Source organism: Collimonas arenae (genome assembly GCF_000786695.1).
GTDB lineage: Bacteria > Pseudomonadota > Gammaproteobacteria > Burkholderiales > Burkholderiaceae_D > Collimonas > Collimonas arenae_A.
This window is the reverse complement of the sequence record NZ_CP009962.1, coordinates 5,020,421-5,039,292: the sequence shown is the minus strand read 5'-3', so window position 1 is coordinate 5,039,292 and position 18,872 is coordinate 5,020,421. Positions and strand designations below refer to the sequence as shown.

Annotated in this window: 15 protein-coding genes; 11 read left to right on the top strand and 4 right to left on the bottom strand. The window is 56.1% G+C overall.

Translation table 11 applies throughout. From position 1 onward, the window contains the following. Positions 1–4 precede the first annotated feature (4 nt). The 7 genes from murC (at position 5) to lpxC (ending at position 7,671) form a co-directional block, all read left to right on the top strand. Positions 5–1,411 (top strand): UDP-N-acetylmuramate--L-alanine ligase, encoded by a 1,407-nt coding sequence (gene murC / locus LT85_RS22225; protein WP_038493296.1) that lies wholly within the window; start codon positions 5–7, stop codon positions 1,409–1,411. Positions 1,412–1,425: 14 nt separating this feature from the next. Next, on the top strand, positions 1,426–2,400 hold the full coding sequence (locus LT85_RS22220) for a D-alanine--D-alanine ligase (RefSeq protein ID WP_253273600.1): 975 nt from the start codon (positions 1,426–1,428) through the stop codon (positions 2,398–2,400). Positions 2,401–2,477: 77 nt separating this feature from the next. Continuing rightward, a complete protein-coding gene (locus LT85_RS22215; protein WP_038493292.1) occupies positions 2,478–3,245 on the top strand; it encodes a cell division protein FtsQ/DivIB in 768 nt (255 codons plus the stop codon). Between the two features lie 10 nt (positions 3,246–3,255). Beyond that, positions 3,256–4,488: a cell division protein FtsA gene (gene ftsA, locus LT85_RS22210; protein WP_014007913.1), complete on the top strand. Its 1,233-nt coding sequence runs from the start codon at positions 3,256–3,258 to the stop codon at positions 4,486–4,488. Between the two features lie 103 nt (positions 4,489–4,591). Then, positions 4,592–5,767 (top strand): cell division protein FtsZ, encoded by a 1,176-nt coding sequence (gene ftsZ / locus LT85_RS22205; RefSeq protein WP_038493289.1) that lies wholly within the window; start codon positions 4,592–4,594, stop codon positions 5,765–5,767. Between the two features lie 261 nt (positions 5,768–6,028). Continuing rightward, the gene (locus LT85_RS22200; RefSeq protein ID WP_038493287.1) at positions 6,029–6,535 is read left to right on the top strand and encodes a peroxiredoxin; all 507 of its coding nucleotides are present in this window, start codon (positions 6,029–6,031) and stop codon (positions 6,533–6,535) included. 200 nt (positions 6,536–6,735) lie between these two features. Then, positions 6,736–7,671, top strand: a complete 936-nt coding sequence (gene lpxC / locus LT85_RS22195; RefSeq protein ID WP_038493286.1) for a UDP-3-O-acyl-N-acetylglucosamine deacetylase — start codon at positions 6,736–6,738, stop codon at positions 7,669–7,671. 71 nt (positions 7,672–7,742) lie between these two features. Here the strand turns inward: lpxC and LT85_RS22190 are convergent, their stop codons facing one another. The 4 genes from LT85_RS22190 to LT85_RS22175 form a co-directional block, all read right to left on the bottom strand. Beyond that, positions 7,743–9,167 (bottom strand): ABC transporter ATP-binding protein, encoded by a 1,425-nt coding sequence (locus LT85_RS22190; protein ID WP_081992629.1) that lies wholly within the window; start codon positions 9,165–9,167, stop codon positions 7,743–7,745. A gap of 66 nt (positions 9,168–9,233) precedes the next feature. Next, complete coding sequence (locus LT85_RS22185; RefSeq protein WP_038493283.1) at positions 9,234–10,994, bottom strand: ABC transporter permease; 1,761 nt, start codon at positions 10,992–10,994, stop codon at positions 9,234–9,236. Positions 10,995–11,016: 22 nt separating this feature from the next. Continuing rightward, positions 11,017–11,472, bottom strand: coding sequence for a PTS sugar transporter subunit IIA (locus LT85_RS22180; RefSeq protein WP_038493281.1), 456 nt, complete (start codon positions 11,470–11,472; stop codon positions 11,017–11,019). 329 nt (positions 11,473–11,801) lie between these two features. Continuing rightward, complete coding sequence (locus tag LT85_RS22175; RefSeq protein ID WP_367379785.1) at positions 11,802–12,212, bottom strand: hypothetical protein; 411 nt, start codon at positions 12,210–12,212, stop codon at positions 11,802–11,804. A gap of 159 nt (positions 12,213–12,371) precedes the next feature. Here LT85_RS22175 and LT85_RS22170 point away from each other — a divergent pair, with 159 nt between their 5' ends. From LT85_RS22170 to LT85_RS22155, 4 genes are all read left to right on the top strand, one after another. Next, positions 12,372–13,328, top strand: coding sequence for a M23 family metallopeptidase (locus LT85_RS22170; RefSeq protein WP_038493278.1), 957 nt, complete (start codon positions 12,372–12,374; stop codon positions 13,326–13,328). 244 nt (positions 13,329–13,572) lie between these two features. Next, positions 13,573–16,332 (top strand): preprotein translocase subunit SecA, encoded by a 2,760-nt coding sequence (gene secA, locus LT85_RS22165; RefSeq protein ID WP_038493275.1) that lies wholly within the window; start codon positions 13,573–13,575, stop codon positions 16,330–16,332. A gap of 229 nt (positions 16,333–16,561) precedes the next feature. Continuing rightward, positions 16,562–17,800, top strand: a complete 1,239-nt coding sequence (argJ, locus tag LT85_RS22160; RefSeq protein ID WP_038493273.1) for a bifunctional glutamate N-acetyltransferase/amino-acid acetyltransferase ArgJ — start codon at positions 16,562–16,564, stop codon at positions 17,798–17,800. A gap of 176 nt (positions 17,801–17,976) precedes the next feature. After that, complete coding sequence (locus LT85_RS22155; RefSeq protein ID WP_038493270.1) at positions 17,977–18,855, top strand: ATP-binding protein; 879 nt, start codon at positions 17,977–17,979, stop codon at positions 18,853–18,855. The last annotated feature ends 17 nt before the right edge of the window (positions 18,856–18,872 follow it).

The following is an 18,872-nucleotide window of genomic DNA, read 5'->3' as shown; positions in this document are numbered from 1 at the left end:
TACTATGAAACATAAAGTAAAGAATATCCATTTCGTCGGAATTGGCGGCAGCGGCATGAGCGGCATCGCTGAAGTATTGCTGAATCTCGGCTACACGATTTCCGGCTCCGATCTCGGCGACAATGCGGCGACTCGCCGTCTGGCCGGTCTTGGCGCCAAGGTGAGCCGTGGCCACGCGGCAGCGCATATCGACCAGGCCCACGCCATCGTTACCTCGACCGCGGTGCAAGCCGATAATCCGGAAGTTGTCGCAGCGCGCGAAAAACATATTCCGATCGTCCCGCGCGCGGTCATGCTGGCGGAGTTGATGCGGCTCAAGCGCGGCATCGCGATTGCCGGCACCCATGGAAAAACCACTACCACCAGCCTGGTGGCGAGCGTACTGGCGCAGGGCGGGTTGGATCCGACCTTCGTCATCGGCGGCCGTCTGACCAGCGCTGGCGCCAACGCCAAGCTGGGTTCGGGCGACTTTATCGTGGCGGAGGCCGATGAGTCGGATGCGTCTTTCCTGAATCTGTCGCCGGTGATTGAGGTCATCACCAATATCGATGCCGATCATATGGATACCTATGATCATGATTTCAACAAGTTGAAGCAGGCTTTCGTCGAGTTCACCCAGCGTTTGCCATTTTATGGCGTAGCAGTGCTATGTATGGATGATGCCAATGTACGCGAAATCATGCCGCAGATTTCCAAGTTGATTACAACGTACGGCTTCCACGAAGACGCCGATGTACGGGCGATTGACGCCAAGGCGGTCGGCGGGCACATGCAGTTCACTGTGATTCAAAAGGGTTACGCGGCGATGCCGATCAGCCTGAATCAACCGGGCATGCACAACGTCCAGAACGCCTGCGCCGCGATTGCGATTGCGCGCGAACTAGGTGTTGCCGATAGCGCGATCCAGCAGGCCTTGACCGAGTTTAATGGCGTAGGACGACGTTTCACACGCTACGGCGAAATCAAATTGCAGGACGCCGAAGGCAAGCCTAAGGGAGAGTTTGCACTGGTCGATGACTACGGTCACCATCCGGTGGAAACCGCGGCAACGATCCAGGCAGCGCGTGGCGCTTATCCTGGCCGGCGGCTGGTGCTGGTATTCCAGCCGCATCGTTATACACGGACACGCGATCTGTTTGAAGATTTTGTAAAAGTATTGTCGACGGTCGACGTGCTGGTGCTGGCGGAAGTGTATGCCGCCGGCGAAGCGCCGATAGTCGCCGCCGACGGCCGCGCTTTGGCGCATGCCCTGCGGGTAGCCGGCATGGGCGAACTGGTATTCGTGGAGGATATCAACGACATGGCGGCGTCGATCATGAACATCGTGCGCGATGGCGACGTCGTGATGACCATGGGTGCGGGTTCGATTAGCGGCGTGCCGGGCAAGCTGGCGCAACTGGTAGAGCAATAGAAATGAGCAAAAAAATGACAGGTCATCAATTCGGAAAAGTCGGCGTGCTGTTCGGCGGCCGTTCGGCCGAGCGCGAAGTGTCCATCATGTCCGGTAACGGCGTATTGACGGCGTTGAAAAGCCGCGGTGTCGACGCTCATCCTTTCGATCCAGCTGAGCGTAGCCTGGCGGAACTTGCAGCGGAAAAATTCGACCGCGTATTTATCGCCTTGCATGGCCGCTACGGAGAAGACGGCACCTTGCAAGGGGCGTTGGAACAGCTTGGCATTCCGTATACGGGGCCGGGCGTCATGGCGTCGGCTATTGCAATGGATAAAGTAATGACCAAGCGCGTCTGGCACAGCCTGGCTTTGCCGACGCCGCGTTTCCTGGTGCTGGATGCGCATAGCGCGACCCGGGAAGATCTGCGTCAGGTGCCGGACGTATTGGGTCTGCCGCTGATGTTGAAAGCGCCGCATGAAGGCTCAACCATCGGTATCAGCAAGGTGGCGGGTTATTCCGACATGAATGACGGTTTTGCACTGTGCGCGAAATATGATGAGGTGGTATTGGCGGAAGAGTTTGTACGTGGGCGCGAATTGACGGTGCCGGTGCTCGGTAAGGGCCGTACTGCGCGGGCGCTGCCGATCGTTGAAATTCGTGCGCCTGACGGTAACTACGATTATCAGCATAAGTATTTTACCGACGATACCAAATATCTTTGTCCGGCGCCGCTGGATGATGCCTTGGCCCAGCGCATACAGTCGCTTGCGGTGCAGGCATTCAAGGCGATTGGTTGTGAAGGCTGGGCGCGGGTGGATTTCATGCTGCGCGATTCCGACAATGAGCCGTTCCTGCTGGAGATCAACACCTCACCCGGGATGACCGGACATTCGCTGGTGCCGATGGCGGCCAAGGCGGACGGTGTCAGCTACGAAGATCTGTGCCTTGAAATACTGGCTTCGGCAGCACTCGATCTGGCGCCCACTGCAGATTGGAAGCCGGTGTAACCGGCAAAGCAAGTAAAAAGATTTGAAGAAGTTATTTAGAGAATTATTTAACGAACCAAGCGATAAAGTCGAAAACCATGTGGCAAGACGTCAAAATGTTGAATGCAATCTCCGGCACCTTGCTAGGGTTGGTTGCGCTCGCATTGCTGGCGTCCGGCGTGTGGTGGCTGGCGCAGCGTCCTATGTTTACGCTGAAGACGATCCGGATTGAAGCTGCACCTCAAAGCGAACTGCGGCGCGTCAATCCCCTGATCGTTCGCGCTACGGCACTGCAGCGCATCAAGGGCAACTTCTTTACCGCCAATCTGGACACGGTACGCACAGCATTCGAATCGGTGCCGTGGGTGCGCAAGGCAGCGGTACGGCGTGAATGGCCGAATACGCTGATCGTGACAGTGGAAGAGCATCAGCCGCTGGCGACCTGGGATGACGACGGACGCTTGTTATCGGTGCGTGGCGATTTGTTCACCGCGAACCTGGACGAGGCAGAAGAGGATGGAGCATTGCTGCGTTTGTCCGGACCGGATGGCAGCGAGAAGGATGTGGTGGCGCGCCTGGCGGATTTTCGCCAGTGGTTTGCACCGCTGAAGTTAAACCCGGTGGAAGTGGCTTTATCGAGCCGCTATGCGTGGACCATCAAGCTGGACAACGGCATGATGGTAGAGCTGGGACGTGAACAAAACAAGACTACCTTGAAAGACCGGGTTACACGACTGGTGCAGATTTATCCGCAACTGCTGTCACGTTTGCAGAACCGGATCGAAGGTGTGGATATGCGGTATCCAAATGGCTTGGCGCTGAAGGCGAGCGGCTTGTCGGGCGGATTGGGAAGCAAGAAAAAATAAGCGAAACATTATGACAAAAGACGCAAAAAATTTGATCGTCGGTCTCGACATCGGCACCTCGAAGGTGGTGGCGGTGGTTGCCGAGGTATTGTCGGATGGGCGCCATGAAGTGATCGGCCTGGGCCAGGCGGAATCCAAGGGCTTGAAGAAGGGCGTGGTAGTCAATATCGAGGCCACAGTGGAATCGATCCAGCGTGCGCTGGAAGAAGCCGAACTGATGGCCGACTGCAAGATCCGCAACGTCTACACAGGCATCGCCGGCAGCCATATCCGCAGCTTCAATTCCAGCGGCATGGTGGCGATCAAGGACAAGGAAGTCAGCGCCGCCGACGTCTCGCGCGTTATTGAAACGGCGAAGGCGGTCAACATTCCTACCGACCAGCAATTGCTGCATACCGTACCGCAGGAATTTATTGTCGACAGCCAGGAAGATGTGCGTGAACCAATCGGCATGAGCGGCATCCGACTAGAGGTCAAGGTGCACATTGTTACCGGGGCGGTATCTGCGGTGCAGAACATCGTCAAGTGCATTCGCCGTTGCGGGCTGGAAGTGTCGGACCTGATCTTGCAGCCGATGGCATCGGCCGATGCGGTGTTAACGCCGGACGAGAAAGAATTGGGCGTGGTGCTGGTGGATATCGGCGGCGGCACCACCGACGTGGCGGTGTTCACCGAAGGGGCGATTCGCCATACCGCAGTGATCCCGATTGCAGGCGATCAGATTACTAACGACATTGCCATGGCGTTGCGGACGCCGACCAATGAAGCGGAAGAAATCAAGTTGCGCTACGGCGTCGCCAAGCAGATTCTGGCCGATCCGGGTGAAACGCTGGAAGTGCCCGGCCTCGGTGACCGCAATCCGCGCACCTTGTCGCGCCAGGCGCTGGCGGCGGTGATCGAGCCACGCGTCGAAGAGTTGTTCGCGCTGGTGCATCAGGTGGTGCGCGAGTCAGGCTATGAAGAAGTGCTGTCGAGCGGTGTGGTGCTGACCGGCGGCTCGGCCATGATGCCAGGCATGATCGAGTTGGCGGAAGACATCTTCCTCAAGCCGGCGCGCCTGGGGACGCCGGATTACCGCGGCCAGCTGGCCGACGTGGTGCGCAGCCCGCGCTATTCGACGGTGCTGGGCTTGCTGCTGGAAGCGAAAAAGCAATACCTGCGCGGCTATATCGTGACGCGTCAGGAAGGATCTGCGAAGGCGATTTGGCAGCGCATGAAAGAATGGTTTTTGGGTAATTTTTAATATTAACTTTAACGTTGTTTGTGCAATTGGCAGTTGTCAGTTGCTAGGCCTCACACAGCGTGATGCCTATTGACTGGATGCTGCATCTTTATGAGGAAATATCATGGAAATCGATATGCTTGACAATGCAACTTTGGGCACCGTGATTAAAGTCGTCGGCGTCGGCGGCGCCGGCGGCAATGCGGTCCAACATATGATCAACAAGGGTGTGTCGGGAGTGGAGTTCATCGCTGCCAACACGGATGCACAGGCGCTCAAGCAGTCGAAGGCGCATAACGTGATCCAGATCGGCGAGACCGGCCTGGGTGCTGGCATGAAGCCGTCGGTAGGGCGTCAGCTGGCAGAAGAATCACGTAACCGCATCGAAGATGCGCTGCGCGGCGCGCACATGGTGTTTATCGCTGCCGGAATGGGCGGCGGCACAGGTACCGGCGCCGCACCGGTGGTGGCGCAGATCGCGAAGGAACAGGGCGCGCTGACAGTGGCGGTGGTTTCCAAGCCGTTTTCATATGAAGGCCAGAAGTGCATGGATATCGCCGATGAAGGTCTGGAGGCTTTGTCCCTGCACGTTGATTCGCTGATCATTATTCTCAACGAAAAACTCGAAGAGATTTATGAAGACGACAGCATGATGGAGTGGTTGCAACACGCTGACGATGTGCTCAACAATGCCGTTGCCGGTATTGCTGAAATCATCAATGTGCCGGGCCATATCAACGTCGACTTCAATGACGTCAAGACCATCATGGGCGAACAAGGCAAGGCGATGATGGGTACGGCTACCGCATCCGGCGTGGATCGCGCACGTTTGGCGGCGGAGCAGGCAGTCGCCTCGCCGCTGCTGGACGGCATCGACCTCTCCGGCGCGCGCGGCGTATTGGTCAACGTTACCGCCAGCCGCAGTCTGAAGGGTAAGGAAATCAAGGAAGTCATGGCGACCGTACGCGCGTTTGCGGCACCGGATGCTTCGATTGCCCAAGGGATTGCATACGATGAAGCCATGGGCGACGATATCCGCGTTACCGTGGTCGCAACCGGCCTCGGCCGCACGCGTAAGGCCGTGCAACTGGTGCAAGCGCCAATGATGCGTACCGGCACCCACAACGAGCCGTTGATGCACGGTCAGCCGTCGGTTGGTCACGGCAGCTCGTCGTTCGAAGGCATGAAGGCGCCGGCGGTATGGCGTCGCGAGTCAGCTTCCGATACGGTGCGCGCCTTGGAAAAGAACGGCATGGAAACGTATGACATCCCGGCCTTCCTGCGTAAGCAAGCCGACTAAATAAGCTGACTGAGCAAGCCGGCCAAGCAGGGCACGCCGTGACCTGAGGTGTTGGCGGGTTCTTATACCCGCTATCACCGGCTGGGCTGTGCATGAATTTGCGGAACAAGGCATACTGCGGGTTCCACGCCGCGTCGCAAGGCGCGGCGTTTTCTTTTGTAGTATCTGTTAACATTCAACATTCGGTGCTTCCGAAAATCGGCGAACGACCCTTGTCGCGGCACGGGTTCGGAGGCCTCATCAACTAGACAAGGATTTATCATGACTATCAAGATCGGCGATCGCCTGCCAGAAGGCAAATTAGCAGAATTCATCGAAACCGAGACCGCAGGCTGCGCACTCGGACCAAATACATTCGCTGTCAGCGATTTGGTCAAGGGCAAGAAAATTGCCCTGTTTGCGGTTCCAGGCGCTTTCACGCCAACTTGCTCCGCTAAGCATCTGCCAGGCTACATCCAGCATGCAGCAGAATTCAAGGCCAAGGGCGTTGATGAAATCTGGGCGATTTCGGTTAACGATGCGTTCGTCATGGGCGCTTGGGGACGTGATCAGAAAGCCACCGGCATTGTGCGTTTGCTGGCTGACGGCAATGCCGATTTCGCCAAGGCGCTGGGCCTGGATGCTGATTTCAGCAAGTTTGGCATGGGTACCCGTTCGCAGCGTTTCTCTGCGCTGATCGAAGACGGCGTGGTCAAGCAATTGAACGTCGAACAAGGCGGCGCATTTGAAGTTTCCAATGCAGAAACGTTGCTCGCGCAGTTGGCATAAAACTGACGTTTGTCGTTAGTAGGCAAAGCGGCGCATATGCGCCGCTTTTCGTTTGAGCCGGGAGAGAAATGGAGGTATTCGATAGCCTGTCGATATGCCTTTGATAGAAAAAAATAGTTGGAAAACCCAAGCGTGTTTTTTCCCCCACACTAACTACACATCGTTACAGAATAATTATCAGTCAGATTTATAATGCCATCATGTTGAAACAACGCACCATTAAAAAAATTGTCAAGACGACAGGTATTGGCGTCCATTCCGGCACAAAAGTCGAGCTGACCTTGCGCCCGGCCGCTGTGGATACCGGCATCGTCTTCCGTCGTGTTGATCTTGATCCGGTCGTCGATTTCCCTGCGAAAGCCACCGAGGTCGGCGATACGCGCATGGCCTCGGTACTGGTCAAGGATGGCGCGCGGGTATCGACTATTGAGCATCTGATGTCAGCCTGCTCAGGACTGGGCATCGATAACCTGTATGTCGACGTGACTGCCGAAGAAATTCCGATCATGGACGGTTCTGCCTCATCCTTCGTGTTCCTGCTGCAGCAAGCCGGGCTGGAAGAGCAGGGGGCCGCCAAGAAATTTGTCCGCATCAAGAAATCAGTTGAAGTGCGTGAAGGCCTGGGTGATCGTGAAAAGTGGGCGCGATTGGACCCTTGCAATGGTTTCAAGCTCAAGTTTTTCATCGAATTCAACCATCCCGCGGTAGATGGCACCGGCCAGACGGCGGAAGTGGATTTCAGCATCGAGTCGTACGTAAAAGAAATCGCGCGTGCGCGTACTTTCGGTTTTATGCAGGATGTGGAAACTATGCGCGGCTTGGGACTGGCGCGTGGCGGTTCGCTGGAAAACGCTATCGTTATGGACGAATACCGGATCCTGAATAGCGACGGCCTGCGTTATGAAAACGAGTTTGTGCGTCACAAGATACTGGATGCCATCGGCGATCTGTACCTGATCGGCCATCCGCTGCTTGCCAGCTATACCGCCCATAAATCCGGCCATGGTTTGAATAACCAGCTGTTGCGTGCCTTGCTGGCGCAACCGGATGCCTATGAGGTGGTCAGCTTTGACGAGTTGACTGAAGCGCCGGGCGCGTATCAGCGGCAAGTCGGACAAGAGTGGGCGTTGAATTAAAGCAGGTTTTTAAAGCGTGTGCTTTTCCATCTGTTGTCCAGCTTCACCGCGTCAAATCCCTTCCATCCACGTTACGTACTGCTCACCTGCGGCTCATGCGCCTCCAGGTGGACAGTGCCGGTGCGTTGGTCGTAGTCTATGATTTCCGCATAACGCCCCCAGGAAATCAGCGTCGCGAACAAGCTCTCCGGCTGGTCGTAAGGCAGCAGGCTCGCCAGTTCTTCCAGGATGTCGTCCTCTTTTACCTTCGCCCCCGGATTTTCATTGAGGCGCGTCGTCAGCATCTGGAACAGGCGCAAACGCAAGATCTGTTTCCTGAATAGCGTTTTACGGGCGGCCATCGGCGCGGCCAGGAAATACCAGCCGAGCGTAGTCATGTTGACTTCATGCTTAGGCGTATCGACCAGATCCAGCATTTCGGCAGCCTTGACGATGGCAATCGTTTCGCCGAAGTCGGTGCCGATCCGGGTGCTCAGTTCGTAGATGTTGATGGTTTCCTGATTGTTCTGGAGAATTTCCAGTAAACCTACAATCCGACCGACCGGCACATTAGGAATCGGTTCGACGCGATTTGAGCTTGCATCTTGCGCCGCTGTTTGTACTTCCTGTTCTGGCGTTTTCTCGCCATCAACGCCAGTCTCGGCGAGTGCAACTTCAGCGCCTGGTTCATCCGGCAGCGCCAGCGCTGTAATCGCGTCGTGAATCTGGTTGACCAGAGCTGCAAATTCCTTCGACTTGACGTCCCGCGGATAGGGCAGCGGATTCTGAATCACATTCTTGATGCGGCCCGGATGCGAGGAAATGATCACGATGCGCGACGCCATGTAAGCCGCTTCGACGATATTGTGGGTCACGAAGAAAATACTCTTGATACCGGTCTCGCTGGCGTTATTCCAGAGGTCGACTACTTCGGCGCGCAGGTTCTCAGCGGTGAGCACGTCGAGCGCGCTGAATGCTTCATCCATACATAGCACTTCCGGTTTGGCGACGATCGCCCGGGCCAGTCCGACGCGTTGTCGCATACCGCCGGAGAGTTCCTTGGGGAAGGCGTTTTCGAAGCCTGATAGGCCGATCAACGTCAGGACCTTGTCGATTTCTTCCTGTTCCTGCTGAACGCTCAGGCGACGCTGGGTGAGTCCGACCTGGACATTCTGCTGTACGGTCAGCCAGGGATACAGGGCGAAGCTCTGGAACACGATGGACAGCTTGCGATTGATGCCCTCCAAGGCTTTACCGTGGCTGAGGACGGCGCCGTTGGTAGGATCGGTCAGCCCGGCAATCAGGCGCAAGATGGTCGATTTTCCGCTTCCCGACTGGCCTAGCAGCGCCAGCATTTCTCCCTCGCGCACGGCAAGACTGATGTCGTCGAGGATGGTGACGGGCTCGCCGCCACCAGTGGTATAGGCTTTCGACACATGCTGCAGTTCGATCAGGGGCGCGGCGTGCAAGGCGCTGCGGCCGGTGGCCGGGGATGCGGTGGAAACTGGGTTTGACATCGGTCAATTCCTTTGAGCGTTTAATCGAGCTTTAACTTAGCGAGCTTGAACTTAACGAGCTTGAACTTAATCGAGCTTGAATTTATGTTCTGCCAGCGCATACAGCCGGCGCCACAGTACGCGGTTGATGACCACCACGAACAACGACATCACCACGATGCTGAAATAAATAGCGGGCTTGTCGCCTTTCTCGGTGACGTGGGCGATGTAGGCGCCAAGGCCATCGGCCACCAGCTTGTTCTGGCCCCAGGAAGCAACCTCGGCCACGATGCTGGCATTCCAGGCGCCACCAGTAGCGGTGACTGCGCCGGTGACCCAGAACGGGAAAATCGCTGGAATGATCACCGTCTTCCACAAGCGCCACTTGCGCAAGCCGAAGATCTGCGCAGCTTCACGCAGGTCGGTCGGAATCGCCATGGCGCCGGCGATCACATTAAACAGGATATACCATTGGGTTCCCAACGCCATGAGCAGGATGCTGCCGATGTTGATGGGAATGTTCATCGTGATGAAAAACACCACGATGAATGGGAAAGTCATGTTCACCGGAAACGAGGCAGCGATTTGCGCCAGCGGCTGGGCGATGCGCGCGACCCGCGGCCGCAAGCCTATCCAGACGCCGATCGGGGTCCAGATCAGCGTCGCCACCACCATCATTGCCAGCACCCGCAGGAAGGTGAGGATGCCAAGCCAGACCACGTGCAGCATCTCGGCGCCGGTCATCTCGGTCTTGATTTCCCTGGCGACGCCAAACGCATCGATTACCAGCCAGGCAATGCCGGCAGCGATGGCCAGCCACAGCGCCACGCGCAAGACTTGCTTGAAGAGCGTCGGTGCGTTGCGGGTCACGCTGGTCGAGACATCGGACGCCACCATCGAGACGCGTTGGCTGACTCGGGCGAAAAAATGGCCAATGCGCTGGAACAGCCAGCCGACTACATTGGAACGTCGCAACAAATCCAGCATCCAGGATTGCGGGCTGTCTTTGGCCTCGGTATTTTCGAGTTTGAATTTTTCGGCCCAGGCGACCAGCGGCCGCCACACTAGCTGATCGATCAAGAGGATGGTCAGGATCATTGCGCCAATTGCATACAGCGCGGCGCGGGTGTTGCCGGCTTCGACTGCCGCCGCCATGTAAGATCCCAGGCCCGGCAGCTTGATATTCTTGTTCAGTACGGTAATCGCTTCGCTTTGCGCCACGAAAAACCAGCCGCCGCCGAAGCTCATCATCGAATTCCACATCAGGCCGATGGCCGAGGTCGGCAGCTCCAGCGTGGTAAAGCGCTGCCAGCGGTTGAGGCGGAAGATGGAGGCGGCTTCTGACAGTTCGGCGGGAATCGTCACGAGCGAGTGGTAGAAGCCGAAGGTCATGTTCCAGGCTTGCGCGGTGAACACCGCAAAAATGCTGGCGCATTCGACACCCAGGAGACTGCCGGGAAACAGGGCCAGGAACCCCGTCACCGTGATCGACAGGAAGCCCAGCACCGGCACCGATTGCAGGATATCCAGGATCGGCAGCATGACCTTGCGCGCGCGCGGGCTCTTGGCCGCAACATAGCCCCAGATGAATGTAAACAACAGCGAAGCGCCGAAGGCGATAAACATCCGCAACACGGTGCGCGCCGTGTAATAAGGGATCATGTCTACATCCAGCGACAATGGCGGAGGATGCAGTTCGTCGAAGTGCACGCGCATGTCGCCGCTGAGCGAGAACACCAGCCAGAACAGCAGCAGCATCGCCATCACGACCAAGATGTCGATCCAGCCAAAGCGCCAGCTGGTGCGTAGCTGGGGCGAAGTGATATCCGGATAAGAGCGTTTAGGCATGCGCAGGTATTCTTACAGGTTTTTATTCAGGCCAGCCAGTAAAGGCGCGAAGTGTATCGGCGGCATCATCGCACAAGGAAAGCCGTTCGCGGAAACCCCTGTCCTGGAACATCTCGGCGACTTCTGCCAGGATTTTCAAATGCTGGTCGGTGGCGTGTTCGGGTATCAGAATGACGATGATGTCCGATACCGGCTTTGCATCGGGAGCGTCAAACGGGATCGGCGTGCGCGGTCGTATGAACGCCAGCTTTGCCTGCGCCAATCCGTGAATGCGTGCATGTGGCACGGCAACCCCGGCGCCCAGTCCTGTCGAGCCCAGCATCTCGCGCGCCGACAATGCATCGACAACCTGATTGGCTGTCAGATCATGCTGGCCGCCGAGGAGTTGCCCGGTTGCCGCGAAAACCTGCTTCTTATGCGAAACGTCCAGGTCCAGCAGAATATTTTCGACTGCCAACAATTCGCCAATACTATTCATCAATCTGTCTATCGCGGTTCGAGGTTCAATGAGAGGCGGCAGGTATGCAAGGTAATGATTTGGTTTGAATGCCACCGTCGGCAGACGACAGCATATCCGTCTTGTTGGGCTGCAACAATCTTTTTGCGGTGGGATGGTTTGTTGCTTGTAGGTGGTTTGTTATTTGCCGCGATATGTTGCGCGGTCGCCGATACTCGAATCAAGTGGCGTGGCGGTTAAGCCGGCAGTCAAACTCATCGCTTTCCCTCAAGGCAAATATTGAAGAGGGCATTGCTGCTGGCGTATAATGCTTTTATTGCAATGTTTTGTGGTTCTGAGGAAAGAAGAATTTAGTCTTTAGCACTCTTGTTGCGATGACGCGCCACCATGGCAGCGATGGCGTTTTTCAGCGTCTCGTTCGCAGCGGAAGATGGAAGATCTTCCATCAATGCGGCAAACGCTAAAACGGCGTTGGATGAAAGTAATGCCTGCTTGACCACAGGCGGTTTCACGAGGTTTTGGCTTACTTGCACTTTGATTCGGATTGCATTAATCTGCCAATTTCCTGTTTGCAACTGGCTTTGCAGGCGTGGCAGTTGTTGCTTCAGTTTAGTTGCAAGAGCGGCATTGGGTGCTGACAAGACAAGTTGGCCTGCTTCACATTGCAATACTTCGCAAGCACTGAACATGGATGGTAATTCGGCGGCGCACTGTTTTTGCAATGCCGCCATGCGCGTGACAGCGGGCAGTAACGCCGCCATCCTGTCATTTCCCCGTAAAAAATCTGTGGCTTCCCGGGATGTTATGGTTTGAGGCCTGGAGCCGATTGCCGATGGCTGGTAAGAAGAAGTTGAGAGTCTACGCATGATAGTGAAACATTATCACACCTGTGAGCTGGCCAGTATGCCATCGGAGCCGCAATGCAAGTAATTCTGCTGCACCCGCGCTTTAATCGTGCAAAATCCATTACTTTGGGCGCCAAGCATCTGGCATTGATGGTCGCAGCCTTCCTGTTGTCGGTCATACTGGCAACCGTCTTGCTGTATTTCCTCACGGTCCATTATTCGCTCAGCGTACCTTTCGTCGGTAAAGCCGCAGTCGGCAGTACCGCTGGGGGCATGCCTGATAAAGACAAATACCTGAAAGAAAATCTGGCGGCGATGGCGATCAAACTAGGGGAAATGCAGGCACAGCTGATGCGCCTGGATGCGCTTGGTGAACGGGTTCAGGGGCTGGCGGGCGTGAAGCCGGAAGAGTTCAATTTCAAGGAGCCGCCGGGACGCGGCGGCGCGGAATCCAGCAGCCTCAGCGACCGACGGTCGCATGACATGAGCATGAGCGAGTTCCAGCAGGCGCTGGATGCCATGTCGCGTGACGTCGGTTATCGCGCCGACTATATGAATGTGGTCGAAACCGTGCTGATGAGCGACCGGATCAAATCCAAGCTGTTGCCGACCAACCAGCCGGTCAATGTCAGTTATAACTCATCGAGCTTTGGCTGGCGGCTCGATCCTTTTACCGGCCGCAGTGCGTTTCATGAAGGATTGGATTTTCCCGCATCGGTTGGCACGGCAATTGTAGCTGCTGCTGCGGGCGTGGTGATTGCGGCTGAATATCACCCGCAATACGGCAACATGCTCGATATTGATCATGGCAACGATATTATTACCCGTTATGCCCATGCCTCACGCCTGCTGGTCAAGGTGGGTGATATCGTGCAGCGCGGGCAGCATATCGCCGATATTGGCACCACCGGGCGCTCTACCGGGCCGCATTTGCACTTTGAGGTAAGAATCAAAGGCATCGCCCAGGATCCGCGCAAGTTCCTGAATGCCGGCACCGACTTGGCCAAGGTGGCAACATTGGCAGGGAAGTAATAGATATTGTTGTAATGGAAGTATGTTTGGGCGAAGAATAGCCGTAAGCCGTGCGAATGCTGCACAATTTGCGCAACTTGCTATTGTTTCCTGGCGCATAACCCCAATGTGTCGGGGACTGCGTGATAAAATTCTCCGATTATTTATTTAGCCACAGCCCGGTTTCGTACTCATTGCGTGTGCGTTCACAAGATGCCACAAGATGTGACGGAATGTCGCCGGCGCTCTTTTTTAGAATCCAAGCATGTCATTACTGACCCAGATTTTCGGTAGCCGCAACCAGCGCCTGCTCAAACAATATAAAAAAGTCGTCCGACAAATTAATGCACTTGAACCGGCATTTGAAAAACTGTCCGATGCTGAGCTGCAGGCTAAAACGCCGGAGCTGAAGCAGCGTATTGCTGGCGGCGAAAAGCTCGACGACCTGTTGCCAGAAGCTTTTGCGGTATGCCGCGAGGCCGGCAAGCGCGTCTTGAAGATGCGCCATTTCGACGTCCAGCTGATCGGCGGCATGGTACTACATTACGGCAAGATCGCCGAAATGGGCACAGGCGAAGGCAAGACGCTGATGGCGACCCTGCCGGCTTATCTGAACGCGCTGTCCGGCAAGGGCGTGCATGTGGTGACCGTCAATGATTACCTGGCGCAACGCGATGCCGAATGGATGGGACGCCTGTATGGCTGGCTTGGCCTGACTACCGGTGTCAACCTGTCGTCGGTTGAGCACGACGCCAAGCAAGTCGCCTACGGCGCAGACATCACCTACGGCACCAACAACGAATTCGGTTTTGATTACTTGCGTGACAACATGGTGTACGACGCTGCTGACCGCGTCCAGCGCACACTGAATTTCGCCATCGTCGATGAAGTTGACTCGATCCTGATCGACGAAGCCCGTACGCCGCTGATCATTTCAGGCCAGGCTGAAAACCACACAGACCTCTACTACAAGATCAATGAAGTGCCGCCGCTGCTGATCCAGCAAATTGGTGAAGAAACGCCGGACGGCAAGGGTAAGGTTGAAGTCCCGGGCGACTACACCAAGGATGAGAAGGCGCATCAGGTCCTGCTGACGGAAGCCGGCCATGAAAAGGCTGAGCAGATCCTGACCAACATGGGTTTGCTGGCAGAAGGCGCTTCGTTGTACGACGCCGCCAACATCAGCCTGATTCATCACCTGTACGCTGCACTGCGCGCGCATTCGCTGTATTTCAAGGACCAGCACTATGTCGTGCAGGGCGGCGAAATCGTCATCGTCGATGAATTCACCGGCCGCATGATGACCGGTCGCCGCTGGTCGGATGGCTTGCATCAGGCAGTGGAAGCGAAAGAAGGCGTCAAGATCCAGAACGAGAACCAGACCCTGGCCTCGATCACTTTCCAGAACTACTTCCGTATGTACGGCAAGCTGGCCGGTATGACCGGTACAGCCGATACCGAAGCTTACGAATTCCAGGAAATCTATGGCCTGGAAACCGTGGTGATTCCGCAAAACCGTCCGAACCAGCGTAAAGATCGCCAAGATCAGGTCTACAAGACTTCGCAGGAAAAATACAATGCGATGCTGAAGGATATCCAGGATTGCTACGAGCGTGGACAGCCGGTGCTGGTTGGTACGACTTCGATCGAAAACTCGGAGCTGCTGGCCGAAATCCTGAGCAAGGCCAAGCTGCCGCACAACGTGCTGAACGCCAAGCAGCATGCGCGTGAAGCGGAGATCATTGCACAGGCCGGCCGTCCTAAGGCGATCACCATCGCGACCAACATGGCCGGTCGCGGTACCGACATCGTGCTGGGCGGGAATGTCGAGAAGCAGATCCAGTTCATCGAAGCAGACGAAGCGCTGAGCGATACGGAAAAGCAGCTGCGCTCCGACAAGTTGCGTGATGAATGGCAATCGCTGCATGACCATGTGGTCCATGCGGGTGGCTTGCACATTATCGGTACTGAACGTCATGAGTCACGTCGCGTGGACAACCAGTTGCGCGGCCGCGCCGCCCGCCAGGGCGATCCAGGTTCTTCGCGTTTCTATCTGTCGCTGGATGACGCCTTGCTGCGCATTTTTGCCGGCGACCGAGTGCGCGCGATCATGGACCGTTTGAAGATGCCGGAAGGCGAACCAATCGAAGCGGGTATCGTATCGCGTTCGATTGAGTCGGCGCAGCGCAAGGTGGAAGCGCGCAACTTCGATATCCGTAAGCAATTGCTGGAGTACGACGACGTCGCCAATGACCAGCGTAAGGTGATTTATCAGCAGCGTAACGAATTGCTCGAATCACAAGGCGTTACCGAGACTGTCGCATCGTTGCGTGAAGGTGTGCTGGACGACACTTTCCGCACCCATGTACCGGCTGAATCGCTGGAAGAGCAATGGGATATCCCAGCGCTGGAAGCGACTTTGGCTAGTGAGTTGCATCTGGAAGTGCCGCTGGGCGAAATGCTGAAATCGGAACCGAACCTGACCGATGAAGAGTTGCTGGAGCGCGTACTGGCCACGGCGGAGAGTTCGTATGCCGCCAAGACCGAAATCGTTGGCAAGGAGTCGTTCGCCGGCTTCGAGCGTAGCGTCATGCTGCAAAGCGTCGACAGCCACTGGCGCGAACATCTGGCGGCGCTGGATCATCTGCGCCAAGGTATCCATCTGCGCGGTTACGCGCAGAAGAATCCGAAGCAGGAATACAAGCGCGAAGCATTTGAGCTGTTCGGCCAGATGCTGGACCTGATCAAGAATGAAGTGGTCAAGGTCGTGATGACGGTGCGTATCGAGAACCGTGAAGAAATCGCGGCAGCGGAAGAGGAAATGGCGCAATCGCATGTTGAAAACGTCCATTATCAACACGCTGATTTCGATCCTACTGCAGCACCGGAAGCATTGCTGGCGCCAACCGCGCATAACGATGCGTCGCAGCATCAGATTAGCGATGTGCCAAAGGTCGGCCGCAACGACCCTTGTCCTTGCGGCAGCGGCAAGAAGTACAAGCAGTGCCATGGCCAGCTGATGTAATCAGGATGACTGGCGCCGGCCAAGGCTGGCACTGATTAAACAAGGGCGGGGCGGAGAAGTCTCCGCCCTTTGCTTTTGTTGACGCAGATTGTACACATCCCCGCTATACGCCTTAGAATAGCCATCTGATTTCGCGCCAGGTTTTGTGCCCGCATTGTTCACGCAAAGAGTCGCCAGAATTATCATTCCCATTACCAACGTCAATATTTATATTTAGTTAAGGATTCTCATGGCCGTCAATTCCCCTGTTCCCGTCGCCGCCGACCTGCTGCCCGTTGCGGGTATTGAGCTTGGATATGCCGAAGCCGGCGTGCGCAAAGCGAATCGCAAGGATTTGCTGGTGATGAAATTGGTGCCTACCGCCACCGTGGCTGGGGTGTTCACCCAAAACCGCTTTTGCGCCGCGCCGGTCCAAGTCAGTAAAGCGCATCTGGCAGCTGCCGAGATTTCAGGCGAACCTATTCGTGCGTTGTTAATCAATACCGGCAATGCCAACGCCGGAACCGGCGAAGCCGGCCTTGCGGCTGCCAATGCGACTTGTGATGCGCTGGCGGAATTGCTGGGCTGCCATGCGGCGCAGATTTTGCCATTCTCGACCGGTGTGATTCTCGAACCGTTACCAGTGGAGCGGATCATTGCGGGCTTGCCGCTGGCGATCAAAAACCTGCAGGGCGATAACTGGTTCAATGCCGCTGAATCCATCATGACCACCGATACGCAACCTAAAGCGGCTTCGCGCAGTCTTGTCATCGCTGGTAAAACCGTGAATTTTTCCGGTATCAGCAAGGGTGCGGGCATGATCAAGCCGAACATGGCGACTATGCTGGGTTTCCTGGCGATCGATGCGAAAGTGGCGCAGCCGGTGTTGGAGAAAATGGTAAAGCAAGCGGCTGACCGCTCCTTCAACTGCATCACTATCGATGGCGATACCTCGACCAACGATTCCTTCATGCTGATCGCCACCGGCGCCGGCGAGTTGGAAGTGAACAGCGTCGACAGCCCGGAATACGCGGCGCTGGCGGCGGCGGTGACCGATATTTCGCAGCATCTGGCGCAGATGATCATCCGCGACGGCGAGGGCGCAACCAAGTTCATCACGGTGACTGTGGAGCAAGGGCAGGATGTCGCCGAGTGCCGCAAGATCGCGTACTCGATCGCGCATTCGCCATTGGTCAAGACAGCATTCTTTGCCTCCGATCCTAACTTGGGCCGGATTCTGGCGGCGATCGGCTATGCCGGCGTAGATGATCTGGATGTCAGCAAGCTGGACCTGTATCTGGATGACGTCCTGGTGGCCAAGAACGGCGGCCGCAATCCTGAATATCAGGAAGCGGATGGCCAGCGTGTAATGAAACAAAGCGAGATTACAGTGCGTGTGCAACTAGCGCGCGGAGACGTGGCGGCGACCATCTGGACTTGCGATCTGTCGCATGATTATGTGTCGATTAATGCCGATTATCGCTCCTGATCGGCCATGAAATAGTAGTGATACCGGCTGTCGTCAGATTTGTTCTGACGGCAGCTGCGCTTGAGCGGGTAAAGCCTCGACAAATAATATTCATCTACTATCATTGTGCTTTGCGTCAAAATGGTAATCAATGATTGTTGTCTCTTTCGATTACCGCATTTCTGATTTTTTGAGCCATGACCCAACTAGACCAGTTCCTGATCCGCGCCGAGGCCCTGCTGGGCCGTCTTGAGTCCATCCTGCCGCGTGCCGATGCCGCGCCAGACTGGGAGGCCGCAACCGCATTCCGCTGGCGTCATCGCGGCGGAGCCGCTGGCGGCTATCTGCAGGCCGTGGGTCATATTTCAAATATCGCCTTGTCGGACTTGCATAATATCGAGATACAGAAACAGCAGATCGATCAGAATACCCGTCAGTTCGTCGACGGCCGGCCGGCCAATAACGTACTGCTGACCGGCGCCCGCGGCACCGGCAAGTCATCCTTGATCAAGGCTTGCCTGAATCAATATGCCCCGCAGGGCTTGCGACTGATCGAGGTCGATAAGGATGATCTGGCAGCATTGCCTGATATTGTCGACCTGGTGGCGGCGCGTCCTGAGCGTTTCATTATATTTTGTGACGATCTCTCTTTTGAAGAAGGGGAAAGCGGCTATAAGGCGCTCAAGGTGGCGCTGGACGGCAGTATCGCTGCGCAATCGGACAATGTGCTGATTTATGCGACATCCAATCGCCGTCATTTGCTGCCGGAGCGGATGTCTGACAACGCTACCTACAAGACTACTGAAGACGGCGATCTGCATCCGGGTGAAACCGTCGAGGAAAAAATTTCACTTTCAGAACGCTTCGGCCTGTGGGTGTCGTTCTATCCATTCAAACAAGATGACTATCTGGATATTGTGGGCCACTGGCTTAGCCATTTTGGCTGCAATGTCGAGCAAATCGCCGAAGCGCGCGCTGATGCATTGCGTTGGGCGTTGCAACGTGCCTCACGCTCTGGCCGTGTTGCGTGGCAATTCGCACGTGATTACGCTGGCCGCATGACTAGCAACGATTAAACGGAAAGCCCGATTTA

What these genes read in the sequence shown, in the direction of transcription:
- LT85_RS22180 (WP_038493281.1), bottom strand. Translation starts at nt 11,472, where the DNA reads ATGAATAGTATTGGCGAATTGTTGGCAGTCGAAAATATTCTGCTGGAC.
- argJ (WP_038493273.1), top strand. Translation starts at nt 16,562, where the DNA reads ATGGCCGTCAATTCCCCTGTTCCCGTCGCCGCCGACCTGCTGCCCGTT.
- lpxC (WP_038493286.1), top strand. Translation starts at nt 6,736, where the DNA reads ATGTTGAAACAACGCACCATTAAAAAAATTGTCAAGACGACAGGTATT.
- LT85_RS22175 (WP_367379785.1), bottom strand. Translation starts at nt 12,212, where the DNA reads ATGGCGGCGTTACTGCCCGCTGTCACGCGCATGGCGGCATTGCAAAAA.
- LT85_RS22170 (WP_038493278.1), top strand. Translation starts at nt 12,372, where the DNA reads ATGCAAGTAATTCTGCTGCACCCGCGCTTTAATCGTGCAAAATCCATT.
- LT85_RS22190 (WP_081992629.1), bottom strand. Translation starts at nt 9,167, where the DNA reads ATGTCAAACCCAGTTTCCACCGCATCCCCGGCCACCGGCCGCAGCGCC.
- murC (WP_038493296.1), top strand. Translation starts at nt 5, where the DNA reads ATGAAACATAAAGTAAAGAATATCCATTTCGTCGGAATTGGCGGCAGC.
- secA (WP_038493275.1), top strand. Translation starts at nt 13,573, where the DNA reads ATGTCATTACTGACCCAGATTTTCGGTAGCCGCAACCAGCGCCTGCTC.
- ftsA (WP_014007913.1), top strand. Translation starts at nt 3,256, where the DNA reads ATGACAAAAGACGCAAAAAATTTGATCGTCGGTCTCGACATCGGCACC.
- LT85_RS22185 (WP_038493283.1), bottom strand. Translation starts at nt 10,994, where the DNA reads ATGCCTAAACGCTCTTATCCGGATATCACTTCGCCCCAGCTACGCACC.
- LT85_RS22155 (WP_038493270.1), top strand. Translation starts at nt 17,977, where the DNA reads ATGACCCAACTAGACCAGTTCCTGATCCGCGCCGAGGCCCTGCTGGGC.
- LT85_RS22220 (WP_253273600.1), top strand. Translation starts at nt 1,426, where the DNA reads ATGACAGGTCATCAATTCGGAAAAGTCGGCGTGCTGTTCGGCGGCCGT.
- ftsZ (WP_038493289.1), top strand. Translation starts at nt 4,592, where the DNA reads ATGGAAATCGATATGCTTGACAATGCAACTTTGGGCACCGTGATTAAA.
- LT85_RS22200 (WP_038493287.1), top strand. Translation starts at nt 6,029, where the DNA reads ATGACTATCAAGATCGGCGATCGCCTGCCAGAAGGCAAATTAGCAGAA.
- LT85_RS22215 (WP_038493292.1), top strand. Translation starts at nt 2,478, where the DNA reads ATGTGGCAAGACGTCAAAATGTTGAATGCAATCTCCGGCACCTTGCTA.